Consider the following 24,026-nt stretch of genomic DNA (forward strand, 5'->3'; position numbering starts at 1 on the left):
TATTCGATCAGAGCGCCAGCAGACGCGCCTTGGCCTCGTCGTACTCGCGGCTCAGCCGCTCGACCAGATCGGCGGCCGGGAGGACCGCGTCGACCGAGCCGATGCCCTGGCCCGAGCCCCAGATGTCCTTCCACGGCTTGGCGCCGGGCGTGGTCGAATCCGATTCGCCGGTGCCGAAGTCCATGGCCGACGGGTCGGACTGGCCCAGGTTGTCGGGGTCAAGGGGTTACCCGACGAACCTTACTCGTCGGTAATAACTCACGCCGCGCGGGTTTCGGCCAGCCGGTCGTGGCGGGCGTAGCTGTGGTCGGGCCGGTTCGCGAGCACGATCCGGGCGTGCATGCGCTCGGTGATCCGGCGTCCCAGGGTCTCGCTGAACCGGGTCGCGCCCGGGATGATCCGGCGCGGAACCTCCAGCGCCCCATTGATCCCCGCGGTGGCGAAGATGGCCGCCATGAAGAACCGGCTGCGCGGCATCTCCAGGAAGTCGGCATTGGTGCGGCCCACCATGATCCGGCCGTAGGACGCGGCGTAGAGGGTGTAGGCCCGGCTGATCAGGCGGGAACGCAGGTCGCGGCCGTTGAACCCGTAGATGCTGCCGAGCGCCGAGATGAGCGCCTTGGACAGTGCGCGCGAATTCTCGTCGGGCAGGAATTCGTAGTCGGCTTGCAGCCACAGCAGCCGCCAGGTGTCGGTCTCGTCGGCCGGCACGACCTCCGGGTCGAGTCCGATCAGATGCCCGACGTAGCGCCACAGGTGGTAGACGGCCGCTTTCTCCTTGCGGGAGAACGTGAGTCCGACGGTATTGCAGCCCGCGATGGTGGCCAGCGAGAACAGCATGAGGGTGCCCGCGGTCAGTGACTGGTTCACCGGCTCGTCCCACTGCTCGTAGTCCCAGTCGGGCCGCCGCTTCATTCCGGCGCGGACCTGCGCGTGCATGATCCGCACCCGCACCGTGTTCTTGAACCCGGGCGCGAACCGTTCGAGCCCGCCGCGCGCGGTGGCGTCCATCCACCAGCCCACGGTCTCGGCCACCCGGCGCGGGGCCATGTTCCGCGCGGACAGGCCGCCGGTGCCGATCAGCACCTTTCCGGCCCGGGAGGCCAGGTAGCCGCCATTGAGCGCGAACATGGAGAGCGCCAGATTGGTCGCCCACGGACCGACTCGCCCGCTGACCCGGGCGGCGAGGTCCAGCTTGTCCCGGTCGAGCCAGAACGGCGGCGAATCGAGTTGCGCGAACAGGGCTTTCAGTTCGGCGGGCGCGTCGGGAACCTGGTCGATGCCGCGTTCCAGGGCCGTCTCGAACATGGCCCGGCCCTGTCCGGTGGGCAGTCGCTCGAACATGGCGACCACGTCGTCGGCCAGTGGATCGCCCATGGCGGTGAATTTCCGGTACGCCGCCTGCTGTTCGGGGGTGGGCCGGATATCGCCGGGGCCGAGAACCTTGACCCCGAAGTTGAAGGGAAACTCCCGGAAGATCACCGGATCGGGCAACTCGGAACGCGTCATCGCGTGCCTCCTGGGTGCACTGAGTTTCTGGTGAAGGATGTCACCAGAACTTTGGTGATAGTCTTCACCAAACTGTGGGGGCATGGCAAGAGACAGGGCGAAACCGTGGAAACACCTCGTGGGCGCTACGCCGGGCTCAGCGCGGACGAACGCCGGAACCAGCGCCGCGAACGCCTGAGAGAGGCCGCCCTCGAAGCCATCGCCGAGGAGGGCATCGCCGGTCTGAAGGTGCGCGCCCTGTGCGCCCGCGCCGGTCTCAACGACCGCTACTTCTACGAGACCTACGGCCACACCGACCGGCTGCTGTTCGAGCTGGCCGACGAGCAGCTGGCCGAGGTCGTCGGCGCTGTCATGACCGCCATCGCCACCGCCCCCGCCGACACCCGCGTCCGCCTGCGCGCGGTGGTGGAGGCCGGGATCACCGCCATCGCCGACCATCCGGCCCGGCGGCGGCTCACCATCGACATGCAGCTCACCGACGAATTGCGGCACCGCAGAACCGAACTCGTCAATGTCGTCGCGAACGTCATGCTCGATCAAGGCCGGGAGCTGCTCGGCGAGGAGGCGGTCGCGGGCATGCACGCCGAGCTGTCCGCCCGCACGGTCGCCCACGGCGGCCTGGAGATCCTCACCGAATGGCTGCGCGGCGAACTGGATATCGACCGCGCCCAGCTCGTCGACTTCCTGGTGGCCATGATCCTCACCGCCGCCGAGATCACCACCACCGTGCAACGCGAAATGGCCGCCGGCTGACGACGTTCGGAGCGATCAGTTGGCGCTCTGCCGATCGTCGGGTGTCTGGACGAGCTTGTCGGACATGGCGCTGGCGATGAACTTGGGGATGGCGGGGGCGAAGATCTGCAGGTAGAAGTCCATCCAGTCGTGGCGCGAGTTGAGGAACGGGAAATCGGTGGGCGCCATGTAGCGGATGGCGAGCATGGGCAGCGGAGCGTCGAGGGCGGGGAACGACGGATTGTGCAGCCCCGGAACGGTGCAGCCCGGATAGAACTGCCCGAGCATCAGACCCTGCTGGACGAATTTCGTCTTCTGGTCGTGCTGAACGGATTCGATGTCGGTGTACTCGGTGAGGTCGGGGAACACCGCGAGGACGGCCTTGAGTCTGGAATCGGGTTCCTTATGGGGCGGCAGGGTGGGGAAGAGGTCGTACAGGTCGGCGACGATCTCGCTGATCCGCGAGCGGTCGATCTCACGGCCGGTGATGAACGCGGCCCACAGGGAATTGATGGTGATGGCGTGGCTTGTGTAGGGACAGACCGCGCCGGGACGGCCGAGGTCGGGGTGGGAGTGACACAGGTAGTCGACCATCCACCGGCGCAGTTCGCCCGCACGGGGATACACACCGTTCCCCGCGGCGATATCGGGGTCGAACAGGTTGACTGGTTCGACGCCGGAACGTGTTCCGACGAATCGGTCGGTGTTCATGATCGGCTTGTCCTTGCTGGTGTTTGTGACTCTGTGGGGACAGTGCGGGTGGACCGGAAGTGCTCGGTGAGCACGAAGCCGATGGCGCGCAGCGCCTCTCGTTCGGTCATCCGTTCATGCCGGACGGGAATCCGGTGCTCGGTGATGCGCCCGGTGACGTGGTCGGCCCAGGCGTGGGCGGGCGAGGACCCGTCGCCGGGGTCGTCGTCGGCGCCGAAGTAGATCAGCTCGCCGTCGAACGATCCCGGCCGATGCTCCCAGGTGAGGTCGATCAGCCGGGTGTAGTCGCGTTGCAGGCGCACGACGTGCTCGGCGGTCACCGCGGTGAAAAGTCCGCCCTGTTGGTGCAGCAGCTCGGTCGCGGCGTCGACGGTCAGCTCGGTGGAGCCGTCCGGAACCGCGATGCCGCCGAACTCGGTGAGCATCGTCGCCACCGACGGTGTCGGAGCCCGCACGCTGTCGGCCGAGACGACGCGGGTGTCCATCATGGCCAGGGTGGCCACGGACTCGCCGGCGCGGCGGAGCTGGACGGCCATCGCGTGCGCGATGGTGCCGCCGAGCGAATAGCCGAGCAGATGATAGGGACCGTGCGGTTGGACGGCCCGGATCTCCCGCACGTAGCGGGCCGCCAGCTGGTCGAGGGTGTCGAAGCGCGCGGCGGGGTCGGACAGCGCCGGGGATTGCAGCCCCAGGACAGGACGGCCGGGATCGAGGTACTGCACCAATCCGCTGAAACCCCACGCCAATCCGATCGCCGGGTGGACGCAGAACAGTGGCGGTTCGATGCCGTCCGCCCGCAGGGGCAGCAGGACCGCGAGCGCCTCGGCGAGATCCCCCGCACCGGACTCCGGTCCCTCGCGGCCGTCGCGGCGGTTCTCGATGCGGCGGGCCAGCGCTCGCGGCGTCGGATCGGTGAACAGCCACTGGAGTGGCACGGTGACGCCGGTGGACTCGGTGAGCAGCGCGACCAGTCGGGTCGCGGCCAGCGAGTTGCCGCCGATCGCGAAGAAGCCGTCGTCGACGCCGACGCGTTCGGCGTCGAGGGTTTCGGCGAAGGCCGCGCAGACGGCGACCTCGATCGGGGTGGAGGGCGGCCGGAACGGGGGCCGGCGCAGGTCGGGTACCGGTAGGGCGTTGTAGTCGAGTTTTCCTGTGGCCGTGAGCGGTAACCGGTCGAGCGTGATGATGATGGTCGGGATCATGTGGGTGGGCAACCGGGTAGCGAGATGCCTGGTCAGCACCGTGGCATCCGGCGTGGAGTGCGGGCTGGGCACCACATAGCCGGTGAGCACGTCGCCGCCGCCCGGCCGGGTGTGGACCGTGACCGCGGCACGGGAGACGTCGGGGTGACCGCGCAACGCGGTTTCGATATCGCCCGGCTCGATGCGATGGCCGTTGAGCTTGATCTGGAGATCGCTGCGACCCAGGTATCGAAGTCGCCGGTCGCCGTTCCAGGTGACCAGATCACCGGTCCGGTACATGCGCGTCCCCGGCGGCCCCCACGGGTCGGAGACGAATCGCGCCGCCGTGAGGGCGGGTTGCCCGTGGTAGCCGCGGGCGATGCCCGGTCCGGACAGATACAGCTCGCCCGCCACTCCGGGGGGAACGGGACGCAGTCCGCGGTCCAGGACCACGGCGGAGAATCCGCGGGCCGGGCTGCCGATCAGCAGCGGACTGTCCGTCATCGTGGTCAGGGCGACGTCGCCGAAACTCACGACGGTGGTCTCGGTGGCCCCGTACGAGCTGATCAGCGAGCGACCCGGCACCCATCGGTTCACCAGATCCGGTGGGCAGATCTCGCCGCCGAGGATCAGGGTGCGCAGGGAGTCGAGTTCGGCGGCGGGCAGGGATTCGAGCACCGTCGGGGTGAACGCCGCGTGGGTGGCCTGTGCGGCGGTGATCCGTTCGGCCAGTTCGGCACCGGCGACGACGCGTTCGGGAGCGACCACCAGGGTGGCCCCGGCGGCTACGGCGCTGACCCATTCGAGGATCGACACGTCGAAGCTCGGCGAGGCCGCGGCCAGCATGCGAGACGAGGAGGTCAGGCCGAACCGCTCCCGTGCCTCGGCGGCCAGATTCGAGAGCCCGGCATGGGTGACCACGACGCCCTTGGGGATTCCGGTGGAACCCGAGGTGTAGATCAGATAGGCGGGATGCTCCGGCCGGAGCGTGGCCGTGCGCTCGCGATCGTCGATCGCGGTGGCGCGCGCGAAGGCCGCCTTCGTGGCGAATCCGGGACTGTCGAAGCTGAGCCACGGGATGGTGTCCGGCAGTTGGTCCCGATAGGACTCCGCCGTCAGCCCGACGATCGGGCCGGCGTCGGCGAGGATGTCGCCGATCCGGTTCAGGGGCTGGTCGGGGTCGATCTGGACGAACGCCGCGCCGGTCTTGGCGACCGCCCAGATGGCGATCATGGCGTCGGGGGAGCGCGGGAAGCCCACGGCCACCAACGTTTCCGGTCCGGCTCCGGCGTCGATCAGGATGCGCGCCCACCGGTTCGAGGTCTCGTCGAGTTCGCGATAGGACAACACCTCGCCGTCGCGGATCACCGCGTCCGAGCGGGAGTCCGCCGCGGCCGCCAGCAGCTGCGGCAGCGTCGAGGTCGGCGCGCTGGGCCCGCCGCGCACGGGGGCCGAGTCGGCCAGCTCCTCCGGTGACAGCAGTTGGACGCGCAGCAGGGGCAGATCGATGTCGTCGGTGATGGCGTCGAGCACCCGCCGCACCCGGTCGGCGAGGGCCTCGATCTGCTGCCGGGTGAACGAGTCGGGCAGGTATTCGAAGGTCAGCTGCAGCCGGGCGCCGAGATGGACGATCAGGCCGAGCGGGTAGTGCGCGGCGTCTCGGCCGTGCACGTCGAGGACGTGCATCCCGGCGATGTCGGTGTCCTCGGACAGACCTGCCGTGTCGACCGGGTAGGACTCGACGACGGTCACGGTGTCGAACATCGCGCCGGCCCCGGCCGCCTGCTGGATCCGGGCGAGGCCGAGGTGGTCGTGGTCGAGCAGCGCGGCTTGTTCGGTCTGGATGCGCCGCAGCAGCTGAGCGAGGGTTTCGCCGTAGTCGAGCCGGACCCGGACCGGCACGGTGTTGACGAACAGGCCGACCATCGATTCGATGCCGGGGAGCTGCGGGGGGCGGCCGGAGACGGTGGCGCCGAAGACGACGTCCTCGCGCGCGGTCGCGCCGGCGAGCACGATCGCCCAGGCCGCGCGAACGATGGTGTTGAGGGTGGTCTCCTGCCGGTGGGCCACGGCGACCAGGGCCGCGGTGCGGTCTTCGCTCAGCCGCACCCGGACCTCACGCGCGGCATCGGCGCCCCGGCCGCCGTCCGTCCGGGCCAGCAGCGTCGGTTCGGTGACGCCCGCGAGCGCCCGGGTCCAAGCCGCTTCCGCCGCTTCCTGATCCCGGGTTCCCAGCCACGCCAGGTAGTCGCGGTAGGGGCGGGCCGGGGGCAGCGCGGCGGGGTCGCTGTCGGCGGCGTAGAGGATCAGCAGTTCCCGGACCAGCAGTGGGGTGGACCAGCCGTCGATCAGGATGTGATGCATGCTCAGCACCAGCGTGTACCGCTGCGGCGCGATGTCGACCAGGGTGAGTCGCAGCAGCGGCGCGGCGGTCATGTCGAAGTGCCGGTCGGCTTCCATGAGTTGCTCGAGCGCGGCCGCGGCGTCGGCGCGTTCGGTGAGGTCGATCCTGGTGAACGGCACGTCGACTCGGCGGTGGACCAGCTGCACCGGTTCGCCCGTGCCGTCGCGCGCGAACGAGGTGCGCAGGTTCGGGTGTCGTCCGATGAGGGTCTGCACGGCGCGGCGCAGCCGGTCCGCGTCGACCTGTCCGCCGAGTTCCATCCGGAGTTGCACGATGTAGTCGTCGCGGGCGCCGTCGGCGAGCTGGGCGTGGAACAACAGCCCCGCCTGCAGCGGCGTGAGCGACCAAATATCTTCCAGCTCAGGGTGTTCGGCCTCGATCCGGTCGATCGCGGTCTGGTCGAGGTCGACGAGGTCGAGGTCGGAAGGCGTCAGCCCGCCCGCCCCGGGCTGGGACGCGTGCGTCGCGAGGGCGGTCACCGCGTCGCTCCACAGTTCCGCGAGGTCGGTGACGTCGGCGGCGGTGATCAGCCCGGCCGGGTAGTCCCAGGCGGCGGTCAGGGCGGGTCCGTCCGGAGTGTCCACGGTGGCCGCGTTGATGCCCAGGACGTTGGCCGCCGTCGCGTCGGGAGGTTGCGCGCCGCCCGCGGCATCGGCGCCGGCGGGCATCCACCCGAACGCGAGCGCCTCGTCGGGAATCGTGTCGAACCGGCCGAGATAGTTGAAACTCACCTGCGGGTCGGGCAGTGCGCCCAGGACGCGGGCGGTCTCGGCGTTCAGATAGCGCAGCAGCCCGTAGCCGGTCCCGTCGCCGGGGACCCGCCGGAGTTGTTCCTTCACCGACTTCATGACCGCCCCCGCGGCGGCTCCCGCGTCGAACGCGTCGTCGATGTCGATGTCGGACAGGTCGATTCGCACCGGATACGTGGTGGTGAACCATCCGACCGTGCGGGTGAGGTCGGCGCCGGGGAGCGCGGTGTCGTCGCGCCCGTGGCTCTCGAGGGTGAGCAGCGCCTCGGAGACGGTCTCGCCGCGGCGGCGCCGCCACCGGGTCAGCGCCAGGGCGAGCGCGGCGATCAGGGCGTCGTCCACTTTGCCGTTGAACGCGTGAGGCAGGGCGGTGAGTACGGCCCGGGTCACCGTGGCGGGCAGCGTGACCCGGACGGTGGCCACGGTGGCCTGCTTGTCCACGGCCGGATCGAGCGGGCGTGTCCCGATCGGCGGATCGGCGGCGGCGAGCGTGGAACGCCACCGGTCGAGTTCGTCGAGATTCGTGGCGGCGGTGTCGAGGGCGTGCGCCCAGCGGCGCATGGACGTGCCGACGGGCGTGAGCCGCGGCGGCTGCCCGGCGGTCACCTGGCCCGCGGCGACGGCGAAGTCGGGCACCAGGATCCGCCAGGACACGCCATCCACCACCAGGTGGTGGGCGACGACCAGCAACCGGCCGGGACCGCTGGCGTGGTCGAACCAGACCACCTGCAGCACAACGCCTTCGGCGGGGTCGAGGCGCTCGGCGGCGGCCCGTGCCTCCACATCGGCGATCGCGGCGAACTCGCCGCTGTCCGGCGGCGCCTCCACCGGCACGTGCCGGATCAGGTCGGCGGCGGACACCCCGGTGGGCCGCACCTCCACCGCCCAGCCCGACGGGTGCGCGGGATCGGGCGTCAGCCGGGCCCGCAGCATGTCGTGATGGTCGAGCACGGCCTGCACGGTCGCCTCGATGACGGTCCGGTCGACGCCGGCCGGCAGCGTGAGCATCATCCACTGGCAGAAGGACTCGAATCCGCCGCGCTCGAACATCCAGCACATGATGGGCGTCAACGGCATCGGCCCCACGCCCCCGCCGGGCAGTTCCTCCGGAAGGGCGGCGCTGTCGCGGACGGCGATCCGGGCCAGTCCGGCAACCGTCTTGCGCTCGAACACCTCTCGTACGGAGAGCTCGAGGCCCGCCGCCCTGGCCCGGGTGACCAATTGGATCGACATGATGCTGTCGCCGCCGAGCGCGAAGAACGAATCGTCGAGCCCGATCGTGTCGATTCCCAGGACCTCCGCGAACAGCCCCGCGAGCGTCGTCTCCGTCTCGGTGACCGGCGCCCGGAATTCGACTCGGCCCGTGCTGAAGTCGGGTGCGGGCAGCGCGCGGCGGTCGATCTTGCCGGTCTCCGTCGTCGGCAGCGCGTCGAGCACCATCACGGTGGCGGGCACCAGGTGCGGGGCCAGGCGTTGCCCGGCGACGGTGAGGATCGCGACCGGGTCCAGTTCGGCGCCGGGTTCGGGCACGACATACCCGATCAACCGGTCACCGGTGGAGCCGTGGTGCACCGCCGCCACCGCGCGGGCCACTCCCGGGCAGGCCAGCAGACCCGATTCGACCTCGCCGAGTTCGATCCGGAAGCCGCGAATCTTGACCTGGAAGTCCGTCCGCCCGACATAGTCCAGCGTCAGACCTCCCTCCGGCAGCCGCAGCCACCGCACCAGGTCCCCGGTCCGGTACATGCGCTGCCCGGGGCCCGCGAACGGATCGGCGACGAACCGGGACGCGGTCAGACTCGTCCGGTTGCGGTATCCGCGCGCCAATCCCGGTCCGGTGAGGTACAACTCGCCGACGACTCCGACCGGCACCGGACGCAGCCAGGCGTCGAGCACGATCTCGCCGACCCCGCGGATCGGTCCGCCTATGGTCGCGGTCTCACCCGGCACCATCGGCGTGCCCGCATCGGTCTGGATGGTGGCCTCCGCGGGACCGTAGGTGTTGAACAGTTTCCGGCCCGGCGCCCACCGCGACACCAGTCGGGGCGGGGGCGCTTCGCCGCCGATCACCACCGTCCCGAGGTGCCGCAGCCCGGCCGGGTCGACCGTGCCCAGAGCGGTGGGAGTCAGCGCGGCATGGGTGACCGCGTGCTGCGAGATGATCTGCGCCAGTTCGATTCCACCGAGGACGGTCGGCGGCGCGATGACGAGGCGTCCGCCGGACGCGAAGGCCCAGAGGAGTTCCAGGATCGCCGCGTCGAAAATGGGCGACGCGGCGTGCAGCACCCGCGCGCCCGGCCCGATGTCGAACCGCGAGCATTGCTCGGCCACCAGGTTCGCCAACCCCCGGTGCGAGACCACCACGCCCTTGGGCACTCCCGTCGAGCCGGACGTGTAGATCACGTACATGGGGTGGTCGAGTCGAATCGGCCGGATGCGCTCGGCATCGGTCACCGGCGGCGCGGGCGACCTCGCCACCTCCGCCGCGATATCCGGGTCGTCGAGGACCAGCCACCGCGCCGAGCCGGGCAGTCGATCCTTCCACTCGGACAGCGTGATCCCGATCGCCACACCGGAGTCGGCGAGCATGTGCTCGACCCGTTCCCCGGGCGTGCGCGGATCCACCGGGACGAATGCCGCCCCCGACTTCGCCACCGCCCATACCGCGAGCACCGACTCGTAGCAGCGCGGCAGTCCGATCGCGACATTCGTCTCCGGTCCGGCGCCCAGACCGATCAGCATGCGCGCCAACCGATTCGACTCCGTGTCGAGCTCGTCATAGGTCCACTGCCGGTCCCCGCACACCACCGCCACCGCGCTCGGATCCCGGGCGTGGGTGGCCGCGAGCAGTTCGGGCAACACCCGCTCCGGCACCGCGGGATCACCCGAGACCGGCGCCAGCTCGCGGTATTCCCGCGGCGCGAGCAGATTCAGCCGGGCGAGCGGCACCTCCGGGTCGGCGGCCAGATTGACCAGGACGTCCAGGATCCGATGCAGGGTCGCCGCGATCGTGTCCCGGTCGAAGAACTCGGGCAGGTACTTGATCTCCAGATGCAGTCGCTCGTCGACGCGCCCGACCACGCCCATCGGATAGTGGGCAGCGTCGGAACCGGTCACGTCGACCAGCCGCATACCGGCGATATCGGTGTCCGCGGTCAGCCCGTACCGGTCGACCGGGAAGGACTCGAACACCGTCATCGTGTCGAAGACCGCGCCCGGCCCGGCCACTCGCTCGATCTCGGCCAGCCCCACGAACTGGTGATCGAGCAGCGCCGCCTGCTCGGCCTGGACGCGGTCGAGCAGTTGCCCGACCGTCTCACCGGCGTCGAGGCGAACGCGCACCGGCACCGTGTTGATCAGCAGCCCGACCATCGATTCGACGCCGGCGAGCTGCGGGGGTCGCCCGGAGACCACGGCGCCGAACGTCACGTCATTCCGAGATGTCAACGCGCCCAGCACGATCGCCCACGCCACCTGGATCACGGTGTTGAGGGTGATGCCGCGGGACCGCGCACGGTCGATCAGCGCCGCGGTCTCCGCCTCGCCGAGTTCGCCTGACAGCTCCCGTGATTCGGTGTAGCGACGGCTCGGATCGGGTGCGGCCACCAGGGTCGGCTCGTCGGCGCCCTCGAACGCACGCGCCCAGGCGTCGAGTGCCGCGGCCGGGTCCTGCCGGGCGACCCAGGTCAGGAAGTCCCGGTACGGACGCGCCTCCGGCAGCAGGGTGGTGTCGCCGTCGGTGGCGTAGAGGACCAGCAGCTCCTTCAGGAGCAGCGGTGTCGACCAGCCGTCGAGCAGCAGGTGGTGGTTCGTCAGCACCAGCCGGTACCGCTCGGGTCCGATGGTGGCCAGCATCCAGCGCAGCAGCGGGGGACGGGCCGGGTCGAACCGGGTGGTGCGATCGGCGGTCAGGAGCCGCGTCCACTCGCGATCGCGAGCGTCGGCGTCCAGCCCGGACAGGTCCGGTTCCGACCAGGGCGCCTCGGCGGCATCGTCGACCACCTGCACCGGCTCCGGATCGGTGACGAACGCGGCGCGCAGGTTCGTGTGCCGGTCGAGCAGCAGTCGTGTGGCTCGGTGCAGCCGTTCCGCGTCGACCCGGCCGCGCAGCTCGAGCACCAGTTGCGTGATGTAGGCGTCCACCGACTGCTCGGACACCAGTGCGTGGAACAGCAGCCCCTGTTGGAGTGGGGCCAGGGGCCAGACGTCGCTCAATGCCGGATACCGGTGCTCGAGTCCCTCGATGTCGGATTGCCCGAGCTCGGCCGTCAGATCCGACGGCGTCCGTCCGCCGCTCCCGGCGCGGCGGACATGCGTCGCCAGCGCGGTCAGTGCCGAACGCCAGTCCTCCGCGATCTCACGCACCGTATCGGCGGTGAGCATACCTGAGGGGTACGACCAGATCGCCTGTATCCGGTGCTCTTTCGCGTCGTCCAGGACGGTGACTTCGATGTCGAGCGCCGCGGTCACCGGCATGTCCGGGGGCCGGGTATCGGGGAACTCCGCCTCGGCTGTCCCGGTGGCGACGCGGCCGCGGTAGGTGAACGCGATCTGCGGCGGCGCGGTCGCGAGAACCGGTCCGGCGTCCTCGCCGAGATACCGCAGCAGGCCGTAGCCGATCCCCTGGTCGGGGACGGCGAGCAGTTGTTCCTTGACGGACTTGACCGCTGCCCCCAATGCCGGCCCGCCCGAGCGGGCTTCGTCGAGGTCGATGCCCGACAGGTCCAGGCGCATCGGATAGCTCGTGGCGAACCAGCCGACTGTCCGAGCCGGATCCGAGCCCGGCACAACGTCTTTCGCGCGGCCGTTGCCTTCGAGGCGGATCGTGACGTCCGCGGCGGCTGCCGTCCCGTGCTCGCGCCGCCATGTCGCGATCGTGACCGCCAGCGCGGTCAGCAGCCCGTCGTGCACGCTGCCGTGGAAGGCCGCGGGCACGGTGGTCAGCAGGGCCTCGGTCACGTCGGGGTCCAGGTCGATCCGGATGGAGCGGGTGGTCGCGGCCACGTCGATCGCCGGGTCGAGGGGCCGTGTTCCGAGCGGGGGATCTTCCCCGGCGGTCATCGCTCGCCAGAGTTCGAGCTCGGTGGTGCGTTCCGGTCGCCGGGCCGCCTCGACCAGCCCGTGTGCCCAGCCGCGCATGGACGTTCCGGTCGGGGCCGGATCGGGTGGTTCGCCGGAGTCGCTCGGCGTCCACGCGGCCGTGAGACCCGCCGCCAGCACCCGCCAGGAGACGGGATCGATCGCCGAACGATGAACCACCAGCAGCACGGTGCCCGGTTCGGCGGAGCCGGCCGGGTCGAACCAGACCGCCTGCGTGACGATCCCGGCTCCCGGATCGAGCCGGTCCGCGGCGGCCTCCAGCTCTGTCGCCGCCAGCGCACGGAGTTCGCCTCGCCCCAGCCCCGCTTCGATCGGTACTCGCGCGATGAGGTTGTCCGCGCGAATCATTCCGGCGGGCAACACCTTCCACGCCCACTGTCCATCGCTGATCGGGTTCAGCCGCGTACGCAGCATGCCGTGCCGATCGAGGACCTGCTGCACGGCATCGGCCAGCCGCTGCCGGTCGATCCCGGCCGGCAGACGCAGCATCGTCGCCTGGGCGAAGCGGGCGCATGCGGACCCCGTCCGGTCGAGCAACTCCCGCATGATCGGTGTCAGCGGTAGCGGGCCGGCGTCGGGCAGTTCCGCCGAAAGCTCTGTCGCGGTGTCACTCTCCCGGGTGGCGACCAGGGCGAGTCCGGCGACGGTCTTGCGCTCGAACACATCCCGTGGCGTGAACACCACGCCCGCGGTCCTGGCCCGGGTCACCAGCTGGATCGACATGATGCTGTCGCCGCCGAGGGCGAAGAAGGAATCGTCCGCGCCGACCCCGTCCGAGCCCAGGACGTCCGCGAAGCAGCGGGCGATGATCTGCTCGGTCGGCGTCTCGGGCGCTCGGAAAGGCTTGTCCGGAGCGAACACCGGCTTCGGCAACGCCCGCCGATCCAGCTTGCCCATCGGCGTCAACGGCACCCGATCCAGCACCATGATCGACGCCGGAACCATGTAGGACGGCAACCGGTCGCCCAGATACTCGGCCAGCACCGACGGATCGACCGAACACCCCGGTGCGGCAACGACATACGACACCAGCGACTGCGCCCCCGACTCGGTGTGGCTGCCGACGGTCACCGCGTAACTCACCGCCGCGTGCGCCGCCAGCGCCGCATCGATCTCGCCCAGTTCGATGCGCAGACCCCGGATCTTCACCTGGAAATCGGACCGACCCACGTGCTCGACCGTCCCCGTGGACGTCCACCGGGCCATATCCCCGGTCCGGTACATCCGCTCGCCCGGCGCCCAGGGGCACGCGACGAAACGCTCGGCGGTCGCGCCCGGCCGACCGTGATACCCGCGCGCCAGACCGCCACCCGCGATGTACAGTTCGCCCGCCACGCCGACCGGAACAGGCTGCAGCCGCTGGTCCAGAATCCACCCCGACACGCCACGAATCGGGCCACCGATCGTCACCGCGTCACCCGCCGTCAGCGGTGCGCTCAAGGTCGCGGCGATGGTCGTTTCGGTCGGCCCGTAGGTATTGAGCAGGGCGTGGCCGACACCCCAGCGCTGGACCACGTCGGCGCCGTAGTCCTCGCCGCCCACCATGAGGTGGGTCAGATCCGGTAGCGGCCAGCGGGTGGGGTCGATGGTCGAGAGCGTGGACGGTGTCACGAGGACATGGCTGACGTGTTCGCGGGCGATCAGGTCCGCGAGTTCGTTCCCGCCGTAGACGTCGCCGGGCGCGATGACCATGGTGGCGCCGGAACCCAGCGACAGCAGCAGTTCCATGACCGACACGTCGAAGCTCGGCGAGGCCATGTGCAGGGTCCGAGAATCGGATTCGATGCCCATGGCGTCGCGGTGCTCGATGGCGCAGTCGTACAGGCCTCGATGCGTGACCGCGACGCCCTTGGGCAGTCCGGTCGATCCCGAGGTGTAGATGAGGTAGGCGAGATCGTCGACCCGCAGCGGCCGGGTCCGTTCGCTGTCGGTGATGGGCCGGCCGTCGGCCACGTCGTCGGTGTGGTCGAGGTCGTCCGGTGTCAGCCAATCGATCCCGTCGGGCAGCCGGGCGCGCACGGACGGCACGGTCACACCGATGACCGCCCCTGACTCGATCATCAGGTGGGTGATCCGTTCCCTCGGATGACCCGGATCGATCGGCAGGAACGCCGCCCCCGCTTTCGTGACCGCCAATTCGGTCAACACCGAGTCCAGGGACCGCGGCATCCCGATCGCGACGATGTCCTCGGGGCCGATGCCGCGCCGAATGAGCGCTCGCGCCCGGCGATTCGAACGCTCATCCACCTCGCGATAACTCAGTCGCTGCCCCGCGAACACGATCGCCGCGGCGTCGGGATCCCGTGCGGCCGCGGCCAGCAGATCCGGCAGCGTCATCGGGGCCGCCGCGAGAGCGCCGCGGTGGCTCAGCAGATCGGCCCGCTCGGCGGGCTCGAGGACCTCGATCGCCCCGACCGGAACGGTCGGATCGGCGACCACCGACTCCATGATCCGGATCCACCGATGCACAAGGGAATCGACCGTCGCGGCGTCGAACAGGTCCGTGGCGTAGGTGACCGCCACCGTCATGCCGCCGCTCGCGTGGTCCGGCGAGAGGATGAACTGCAGGTCGAAGCGGGACGCGGTGCCGGGCAGGTCGATCACCGACAGTTCGAGTCCGGGCAGTACGAGCGTCACCGGTTCCAGGTTCTGAAAGGCCAGCAGCACCTGGAACAACGGGTGGCGAGCCTGGGACCGCTGCGTGACCAGCTGGTCCACCACCTGCTCGAACGGGACATCGGCATGGTCGAACGCGTCCAGATCCACCTGCCGGACCAGGCCGAGCAGGTTGGCGAACGACTGGCCGGGATCGACGGCGGTCCGCAAGACCAAGGTGTTGACGAACATCCCGACCATTTCGTCGAGCGCCGCCACGCCACGCCCCGCGATCGGTGTGCCGACCGGGATGTCGGTGCCGCCGCTCATCCGGGCCAGCAATACCGCCAACGTACTGTGCACCGCCATGAACAACGAGGAGTCGTGCCGCCGCGCGCATTCCTCCAACCCGCGGACCAGGCCCGCATTCAACGAGAAATTGGTGGTCGCACCACGATTCGACATGACCACCGGCCGCGGCCGGTCGAACGGCAGCGGCAGCTCGTCGATCATGCCGTCCAAGGTCGCGTTCCAGTAGCGAAGCTGCCGGGCGCTCAGCGACTCCGGTTCGTCGGGCGAGCCGAGGACGTCCCGCTGCCACAGCGCGTAGTCCGCGTACTGGATGGGCAGCGGTGTCCACGAGGGGGTTTCACCGCGCATCCGGGCGGCGAAGGCCATGGCCAGATCGCGCGCCAGCGGAGCCATGGAGAAGCCGTCCGCGGCGATGTGATGCACGACGACGGCCAGCAGGTGTTCCGGTTCCTCGGTGTCGGCCACTCGGAACAGCCGGGCGCGCACCGGCACCCGGGCGCTCACGTCGAAGCCCTCGGTGACGAATTCGGTGACCGCCGGGACCAGTTCGCCGGACGGCACCGTCGTCAGCGCGGGATCCGAGTCCAGGTGGTCGACGGATTCGACCACCTGGATCAGCACGCCGTCATGGTCCGGGTACCGGGTGCGCAGCGATTCGTGTCTGGCCAGCACGTCGATCAGGGCCAGTCGCAGGGCCTCGACGTCCAGTTCGCCCCGCAGCCGCAGGGCGATCGGCATGTTGTACGCCCCGGAGCCGGTGTCGTACTGGTTGAAGAACCACATGCGTTGTTGCGCGGGGGCCAGCGGCACCAGATCCGGGCGTGGTCCGGCGATCAACGGTGGCCGGGAGCGGCGCCCCGGTCCGGCTTCCCGCTCGATCCTGGTGGCCAGTTCGGCGGTCGTGGCCGCGTCGAACAGCAGCCGCACCGGAATCTCGGTGTCCAGCGCGGCGCCCAGGCGCGCCGCGACCCGGGTGGCGACCAGGCTGTCCGCGCCGAGGGCGAAGAAGGAGTCGTCGATCCCGACGGCGTCGATGTGCAGGACGTCGGCGAAGGTCTCGGCGATGAGACGCTCGGTCGGGGTCCGGGGCGCGCGGTACGGCTTGTCGTCGGCGAACACCGGTGCGGGCAAGGCTTTTCGATCGAGCTTGCCGGTCGGCGTCAACGGTATCCGGTCCAGCACGACGATCGCGGCCGGAACCATGTAGGGCGGCAGGCGATCGGCGAGATGAGCCGCCACGAGTGCGGTATCGATCGTCCGGCCCGGCGCGGCAACGACATACGAGACGAGCTGCTGGGCTCCCGAATCGGCGCGATAGCCGATTGTGGCGGCATAGCCGACACACGGATGACCGGTGAGCACGGCGTCGATCTCCCCGAGCTCGATCCGCAGACCGCGGATCTTGACCTGGAAATCGGACCGGCCCAGATGCTGGACCGAACCGTCGGCCGACCAGCGGACCACATCGCCGGTCCGGTACATGCGCTCACCCGGCGACCACGGGCACGCCACGAACCGCTCCGCGGTCAACCCCGCCCGGCGGTGATATCCACGAGCCAAGAGGCCACCGGCGATATACAACTCACCCGCCACACCGACCGGCACGGGCTGCAAGCGCTGGTCGAGGATCCAGGCCGAGACGCCGCGGATCGGACGGCCGATCGTGACGAGCTCACCCGCCGTCAATGCGGTCAGCGTGGCGGCGATCGTGGTCTCGGTGGGCCCGTATTCGTTGAACAGTCGACGGGTTCCGCCCCACCGTTCGACCAGCTCGACGCCGTAGTCCTCGCCTCCGACGACCAGATGTCCCAGATCCGGTAGGGCCCACCGGGTGTGGTCGATGGTCGAGAGCGTCGAGGGTGTCATACACGCGTGGCTGACGTGTTCGCGGTCGAGGATTTCGGCGAGTTCGTCGCCGCCGAAGCTGTCGCCGGGTGCGACGACCATGGTCGCGCCCGCGCCCAGCGCCAGCAGCAGTTCCAGGACCGAGACGTCGAAGCTCGGCGAAGCCAGATGCAGTGTGCGGGAGGACGATCCGATGCTCAGGGCCTCCCGGTGTTCGACGGCGCAGGTGTGCAGTCCGCGATGGGTGACTGCCACGCCCTTGGGCAGGCCGGTCGATCCGGAGGTGTAGAGGACGTACGCGACATCGTCGACCCGCAGCGGTCGCACCCGATCACCGTCGGTGATCGGCCGATCGTCGCCCTCGTCGAGGTAATCCGTTGTCAGCCAGTCGATGTCGTTCGGCGACCGGGCGCGGGTGACCGCCGCGGTCAGTCCGACCGCCGCCTTCGAATCGGTCAGCATGTGGGCGATGCGTTCGGCCGGATGGGCCGGATCGATCGGCAGGAAGGCGGCCCCCGACTTGGCCACCGCCCACACTGCGGACACCGAATCGGCGGACCGCGGCATGGCGATCGCGACGATGTCCTCCGGACCGATGCCCCGCTCGATCAGCTTCCGAGCCCACCGATTCGAGCGTTCGTCCATCTCCCGGTAGCTCGCCACCCGCTCACCGGCGACGATCGCCGCCGCCTCGGGATCCACCGCGACCGCGGCGGCCAGCAGCTCGGGCAGGGTGACCGGCGCGGCCGCGGGCGCGCCGCGGCGCGTCAGCAGATCGTCGCGCTCGGCGGGTTCGAGCACGTCGATCGACCCGACCGGAACGGTCGGATCGGCGACCACCGACTCCAGGATCTGTATCCACCGACGGACAAGGGAATCGATCGTCGCGGCATCGAACACATCCGTGGCGAAGGTGACCGCGCCGGTCGTATCGCCGTCACCGTCGGGCGTCGACAGGTTGAATCGCAGGTCGAAGCAGGATGTTTCGCAGACCTGGCCGACCGCCAGCAATACTTGGCACACGGGGTCTCGCGATAGTTGCTCCGCCACTTGTGCGAACGGAATATCGGCATGGTCGAATGCGTCCAGATCGACCTGGCGAATCCGTCCGAGTAATTCGGCGAACGGCTCTCGTGGATCGACTTCGGTGCGCAACACCACGGTATTGACGGATTGCCCGATGGCATCGTCGACCGGTGTGCCGATGGGAATATCGGTGCCGCCGCTCATTCGCGCCAGCAATACCGCCAATGCGGAGTGCGCCACCATGAAGAACGAAGAATCATGCTCCCGTGCGCAATTCTCCAATCCTCGAACCAATCCCGCGTTCAAAGAGAAATTCGCGCTCGCACGCCGATCCGACAGCACCGCCGGTCGCGGCCTGTCGAATGGCAGCGGAAGCTCTTCGGGAAGATCCGCGAGGGCCGTCCGCCAGAACGCCAGATTCTCACGGCGGCGGCGGATCCCGGCGCCTTCGGCGGCGCTGCGGGGGTGGACCTGTCCGAGCCCGGCATCCGAGGCGGCGGCGAACTCGTCGAGGAACTCCGCGAATCCGGTGCAGTGCGCCGACAGTTCGCGGTCGGTGTAGAGGTTCGGATTGGCCAGGAACTGGAGGATCGTGCGCGGCGGATCCCCGGTCCGATACACGTCGATCAGCAGATCCTCGACCGGGCCGGAGCTGAGGATGTGGAACTGTCCGGTCACCGAACCGAACTCGAGCTTGTGGTCGAAGAGCATGACGTTCACGACCGGGCCCGCGAACCTGCGCTGCGCGCCGGGGATCCCCAGGGCGGCGCGAATGTCGGTGAGGCCGCACCGCTGATGCCGCAGGACACCCACCAGATCGGACTGCACCCGCAGCGCCAGCGTCGCGACGGTGTCGTCAGGTCGCAGGGCGATCGGCAGCGGCGCCACATTGACGAAAACCCCCGCGGATCGACGCAGCACGGCGGTCGTGCGACCCGACACCGGAATATTGACCAGCACGTCGTCGCGGCCGGTCTTGCGAGCCAGATAACAGCCGAACGCGGCGATCACCAGTGCGGCCGGGCTCGCTCCCACCGCAGTCGCCGCACGGTCGACCCGGTCCATCGTCGCCGTCGGCAGTTCGGTGATCACGACGGCACTGTCCGCGCACGGGGGCGCCTGCCCGGCGGCCAGACTGGTCTCCTCGCCGATCCCGGCGAGCTTGTCCACCCAATAGGCCTGGTCGTCGGCGAATCGCTGCGACTCCCGGTAGTCGCGATCGGCCTCGTAGAGGGCGCGGATGTCCGCGGGACGGTTGGGCTCCGCCTCCTGGCCCCGCACCGTCGCCGTGTACAGCGCCGCGATCCGATTCACGATCATCATCGCGCCGTAGCCGTCGAGCGCGACGTGATGACACCGGCTGTACAGCAGATAATCCTGATCGCCCACCTGCACGATCGCATTGGCGACCAGCGGGCCCCGGGTCATGTCCAAGGGTGCCGTGTACTCCCGGCGCATCCAGTCCACAGCTGCCGCGAAGGGATCGGGTGAATCACGGACATCGATCAGCGCGGCCGCCTGGCCGAGTGCCGGGTCGTACACCTGAAACGGCTCACCGTCGACCTCGACCAGTCTCAGATACCCCGACTGGAACTCATGACCCGCTTGAATCGCGGTCCTGCACAGCGTTTCGATGTCGAGGTCGCCGTGGAACTCGATGTATTGCGCCTCGGATATCGGAACATCGGGGCTCAATTTCTGGGCCAGCCACAATCCCTGCTGTCCGGCGGACAGTGGTATGGGCAGCGGTCGCGGTGCAGTCATGGTTTCCCTTAGAGCTCTGACCGCGCTGTATTCGCGCACTTTTTACTGCAAAACCCCGACCGCGGCCAGTATATGCCCGCGGGTAGTTGCTGTACACCGCCCGACGTCGAAATGGATTCAGCTTCAACACAAATGGTTTCAGCTTCAATTCAAATTGTGCTTCCGCGTTCGGCCTTGGAGTCGATGCTCCATGAAGCGCCGGACCTGGTAGCGGTGGACGGCGGACCAGGCCTGGACCCGGACCGCCCACCAGGGCGCCACCTCGCCGGGTCTGGCGGTGACGGCGTGCGCGATGAGGTCGGAGGCCTCGTCGACGGTCAGAGCGGGGATCCGGTGGAAGTCGGTGGGGGCGCTCATCCTGGTGTGGACCAGCGGCATATAGACCGAGGTGATGGTGACGCCGTCGGCCGCGATCTCCGCGGCGACGCTGCGCAGCCAGACGTCGAAGGCCGTTTTCGAGGCGCCGTAGGCCGACCAGCGCGGACTCGGCGGCATGAGCACACCCCAGGTCGAGACGTTCACGATGTGTCCCTGCCCGCGGGCGCGCATGGCGGGCAGCAGGGTCAGCAGCAGCCGCACCGGGCCGAGGTAGTTGATGTCGATGGTGCGGGTGAAATCGTGGAAGCGGTCGTAGGACTCGGCGATCGGGCGCCGAATCGACTTGCCCGCGTTGCTGATCACCACATCGATGTGCCCGTGCTCGGCCAGGAGCTTCTCACCGAGCCGGCCCACGGCCTCCATGTCGGTCAGGTCGGTCGGGTAGGCGTGGGCAATGCCGCCCGCGGCCGTGATCTCGGTGGCCAGCTGTTCCAGTTCGGGCTGTGAACGCGCCACGAGCAGCACATCCGCGCCCGCCGCGGCCAGCTTTCGCGCGCTGGCCTTGCCGATGCCGTGTGAGGCCCCCGTCACCAGCACGACTGCGCCGGTGACAGCCGTCCGCAACGACTCCTCGGTGGGCCGGAATGTCGGATACAGCAGCCGGATCGCCACTCGCTCGGTGCGTGAGCGCCGACGGTGTGGGACCGGAGTCTCGTCCACCAATCGACTGTATCCCTCGGCGCTATCCCCCGGAACCGATGATCCGCTCGATATTGCGCTCCGCCAGCGCGGCGATCGTCAGTGAAGGATTGACCGTTCCGGTGCTGCCGGGCACAGCCGCCCCATCCATCACATACAGGTTCCGGTATCCACGCACCCGGCCGTATTCGTCTGTCGCGCGTCCGATCACCGCGCCGCCCAACGGGTGCGCGGTGATCGAGGCGTTCGCGTCCAGGTCGGGTCGCGGGACGAGCTCGCAGTGGCAGCTCATGGTGTCGTTGACCTCGCGGGCTCGGGCGAGATACCCGGCGGCGCCGTCGGGCGGCCACAGCAGGTCCACGCGGCCGTCGTCCGCGTAGACGAACCGGCCGCGGGTGTCGTCGAGCACCATCCCCAGTGATCCGACCACACCGGTGTCGAAGGGCGTGGTGCCGGGAACGAACCAGCTCTCCAGCGAGACGGGCGCGCCCGCCTCGTCCAGGATCCGGCTCGCGGAAGGCGTGCCCTGGGTGCCCATTTCGAGCGTGGTGAGCGGCCGAGCCAGGGCGACATCGCCATTGCTGCCCCAGCCTTCCCCGATGTGCTCGTTCAGGTTCGGCAGCACGCCGGTGTCCCGCGCCCGCACCAGGAGTTCGGAGGTGCCGACCGAGCCGGCGGCCAGGAACAGCATGTCGCAGGTCAACGTGCGGGTGCGGAGGACTTCACCCGTAGGGGCCAGTGTGGTCACGGTGACGGCATGGCGGCCGGGTTCCGCGGCGATGGCGTCCACGCGATGACCCGGGTAGATGCGGGCGCGGCCGGTGTCCTCGGCCCAGCGCAGGTAGTTCTGGTTCAGATCGAATTTCGCGCCGTTGGAGTTGCCGAGGTCGGAACAGCCCACCGTCGCCGACGGCAGCGAGCGCCCGGCCAGCTCGTCGCGAATCACGTCCCACCGCCAGGTGCCGTCGATGGGTTGCGGGGCGTATCCGGCCGCGCGGGCCTGTGCGTCCCAGGCGCGGGAGTGCGCGAACGCGGGGGAGCGGTAGATGTCGTCCGGTATCGTGCTGGGCCGCAACATCTCTCGAACCCTGGGGTAGTAGACGTCGTGCATCTCGCGGTAGTCGACCACGCCACGGAACACATGGTCGAAGAACCGCTGTTCCGGCTCGATCATCACCCCGGTGAACACCACCGAACCGCCGCCGACACATGCCGCCCGCCACACGTCGATGCCCGGGTAGTTGCCGACATCGAGGACTCCGCCGAACGAGTCGACCGCCACCGGGATCCGGTTCGCCCCGGTGAAGGTGGTCCGATGCCAGAAGCCGCGGCCGTCCGGGATCGTGTCCACGGCGAAGACGGGGCGCCACGGATCGTTCGGCCAGCGTGATCCGCGCTCGAGCAGCGCGACCTCGATCCCGGCCTGGGCCAGGCGCAGTGCGGTGACCGCGGCCCCGAATCCGGAGCCGACGACGATCGCGGGGACATGATCGGGCGGATCCGGCAGCGGCGCGAAGATCTCCGGCACCAGCGCGCGGTAGATCGGCGTATTCGGGCTCTGGCTGGGGACGTCCGCCCGGGCTATGTGCGTGGCCGCGCCCGTTCCGGCGAGGCCCAGCAACACCGCGGCCGACCCGACGCCCGCGAGGAAACAGCGCCTGTCCATGGTGGTCCGCTCGCCCGATCGGTCCGTCATTCCAGCCCCCCTGGCAATCTCATAGCGAATCACTATCATAAAAGCACAGGTCACGGGGCGGTGAGGTGATTGATGTTGACTCGCACATGGACTCGATGGCTGCTCATGCACGGCTTCCTGCGGGCCTTTGCCCGGTTGTCGGCGCGTCGAGGTGAACCACTCGGCAAGCTGGCCCGCGGACCGGATGGCCTGCTCGGCTCATCGCCGTACATCGAGGAGATCCGCCGGCTGGGCCCGATTCCCAAGATGTCGGGTGTGCACATTACCGCCGATTACGAGGTGTGCCGAACGATTCTCCGAGACCGGAGCTTCGGTGTGGTCTCGCCCAATCATCCGAGCCTGCCCAAGCCGGTCCGCTGGCTGCTGGCGAAAACGGATCTGGGGCTTCCCAACCTCGGCGAACCGCCCTCGATGCTGGTGACCGATCCGCCGGATCACACCCGATATCGACGCGTCGTCGGGCAGGCCTTCGGACCGAAGGCGATCGCGACCCTGGAGCAGCGCATCGCCGAAGTGGCCGATGATCTGATCGATCACCTGGAATCGAAGCCCCGGCCCGATCTGATCGGCGATTTCTCCGCGCGGATGCCCGTCACCATCATCGCCGAAATGCTCGGGCTGCCCGCCGAGATGCATTCGACCCTGCTGAAGTGGGGCGACTCCGGCGCGCCGCTGCTCGAGCGCGGGGTCGCCTGGTCCACCTACCGCGACGCCGTCGAGGACCTGGCGGAGGTCAAAGAGTACTTCGACCGGCAGTTCGACGGACTCGACGACGAACCGCGCGACGACGTGCTCGGCATGCTGGCGGCCGATGACGCCCTCACCCGCCGCGAGCAGGTGTCCAATGCGGCCCTGCTGCTGGACGCCGGCTTCCTGACCACCGTGAACATGCTCGGCAATGGAATCGCCCTGCTCGCAAGCCATCCCGAGCAGCTGGAGCTGCTGAACGCCGAGCCGTGGCGGTGGCGCAACGCGGTCGAGGAGATCCTGCGCTACGACGGTCCGGTCCGGATGACCGGCCGGGTCGCGAACCATGACGTGGACGTCGATAGTCAGCGGATACCGGCGGGTTCCCTCGTCCTGCTGTCGCTGGCCGGGGCCAACCATGACCCCGCGGTCTTTCCCGACCCGCATCGATTCGATGTGACCAGGGAAAATGCCGCGGAACATCTCGCGTTCGGCAGCGGGATCCACGGGTGTCTGGGGTCCCGGCTCGCCCGGCTGGAAGGCAGCATCGCGCTGCCCGCCCTCTTCGATCGCTACCCGCATCTGCGCCTGGACGGCCCACCGATCCCGCATCCCCTACGCAATCTGCACGCCTACCGCTCCATGCCCGTCGAGCTGGGTGTGAGAGCGCCCTGACCCGGACAGCCGGTCCTCGACTC

General features: G+C 69.4%; 7 protein-coding genes and 1 pseudogene. 2 read left to right on the forward strand and 6 right to left on the reverse strand.

Annotation, left to right across the window (positions count from 1 at the left end; translation table 11 throughout):
• Nucleotides 1-7 precede the first annotated feature (7 nt).
• A pseudogene (locus tag ACFV4K_RS23530) lies at nt 8-223 on the reverse strand (nitronate monooxygenase); the annotation flags it as partial.
• Between the two features lie 35 nt (nt 224-258).
• Nucleotides 259-1,509: an oxygenase MpaB family protein gene (locus tag ACFV4K_RS23535; protein ID WP_379277721.1), complete on the reverse strand. Its 1,251-nt coding sequence runs from the start codon at nt 1,507-1,509 to the stop codon at nt 259-261.
• Between the two features lie 105 nt (nt 1,510-1,614).
• Here ACFV4K_RS23535 and ACFV4K_RS23540 point away from each other — a divergent pair, with 105 nt between their 5' ends.
• On the forward strand, nt 1,615-2,262 hold the full coding sequence (locus tag ACFV4K_RS23540) for a TetR/AcrR family transcriptional regulator (protein WP_379277723.1): 648 nt from the start codon (nt 1,615-1,617) through the stop codon (nt 2,260-2,262).
• 15 nt (nt 2,263-2,277) lie between these two features.
• Here the strand turns inward: ACFV4K_RS23540 and ACFV4K_RS23545 are convergent, their stop codons facing one another.
• From ACFV4K_RS23545 to ACFV4K_RS23560, 4 genes are all read right to left on the reverse strand, one after another.
• On the reverse strand, nt 2,278-2,952 hold the full coding sequence (locus tag ACFV4K_RS23545) for a DUF6875 domain-containing protein (RefSeq protein ID WP_379277724.1): 675 nt from the start codon (nt 2,950-2,952) through the stop codon (nt 2,278-2,280).
• Entirely contained in the window at nt 2,949-19,928 is a 16,980-nt protein-coding gene (locus tag ACFV4K_RS23550; RefSeq protein WP_379277726.1) for an amino acid adenylation domain-containing protein, read from the reverse strand. Before ACFV4K_RS23550 ends, ACFV4K_RS23545 begins: the two co-directional genes overlap by 4 nt.
• Nucleotides 19,929-20,072: 144 nt before the next feature.
• The gene (locus ACFV4K_RS23555) at nt 20,073-20,966 is read right to left on the reverse strand and encodes an SDR family NAD(P)-dependent oxidoreductase (RefSeq protein WP_379277728.1); all 894 of its coding nucleotides are present in this window, start codon (nt 20,964-20,966) and stop codon (nt 20,073-20,075) included.
• A gap of 22 nt (nt 20,967-20,988) precedes the next feature.
• A complete protein-coding gene (locus ACFV4K_RS23560) occupies nt 20,989-22,641 on the reverse strand; it encodes a GMC oxidoreductase (RefSeq protein ID WP_379277730.1) in 1,653 nt (550 codons plus the stop codon).
• Between the two features lie 72 nt (nt 22,642-22,713).
• Between ACFV4K_RS23560 and ACFV4K_RS23565 the strand changes: the two genes are divergently transcribed.
• A complete protein-coding gene (locus tag ACFV4K_RS23565) occupies nt 22,714-24,003 on the forward strand; it encodes a cytochrome P450 (protein WP_379277731.1) in 1,290 nt (429 codons plus the stop codon).
• The last annotated feature ends 23 nt before the right edge of the window (nt 24,004-24,026 follow it).

This window comes from Nocardia sp. NPDC059764 (assembly GCF_042732555.1).
GTDB lineage: Bacteria > Actinomycetota > Actinomycetes > Mycobacteriales > Mycobacteriaceae > Nocardia.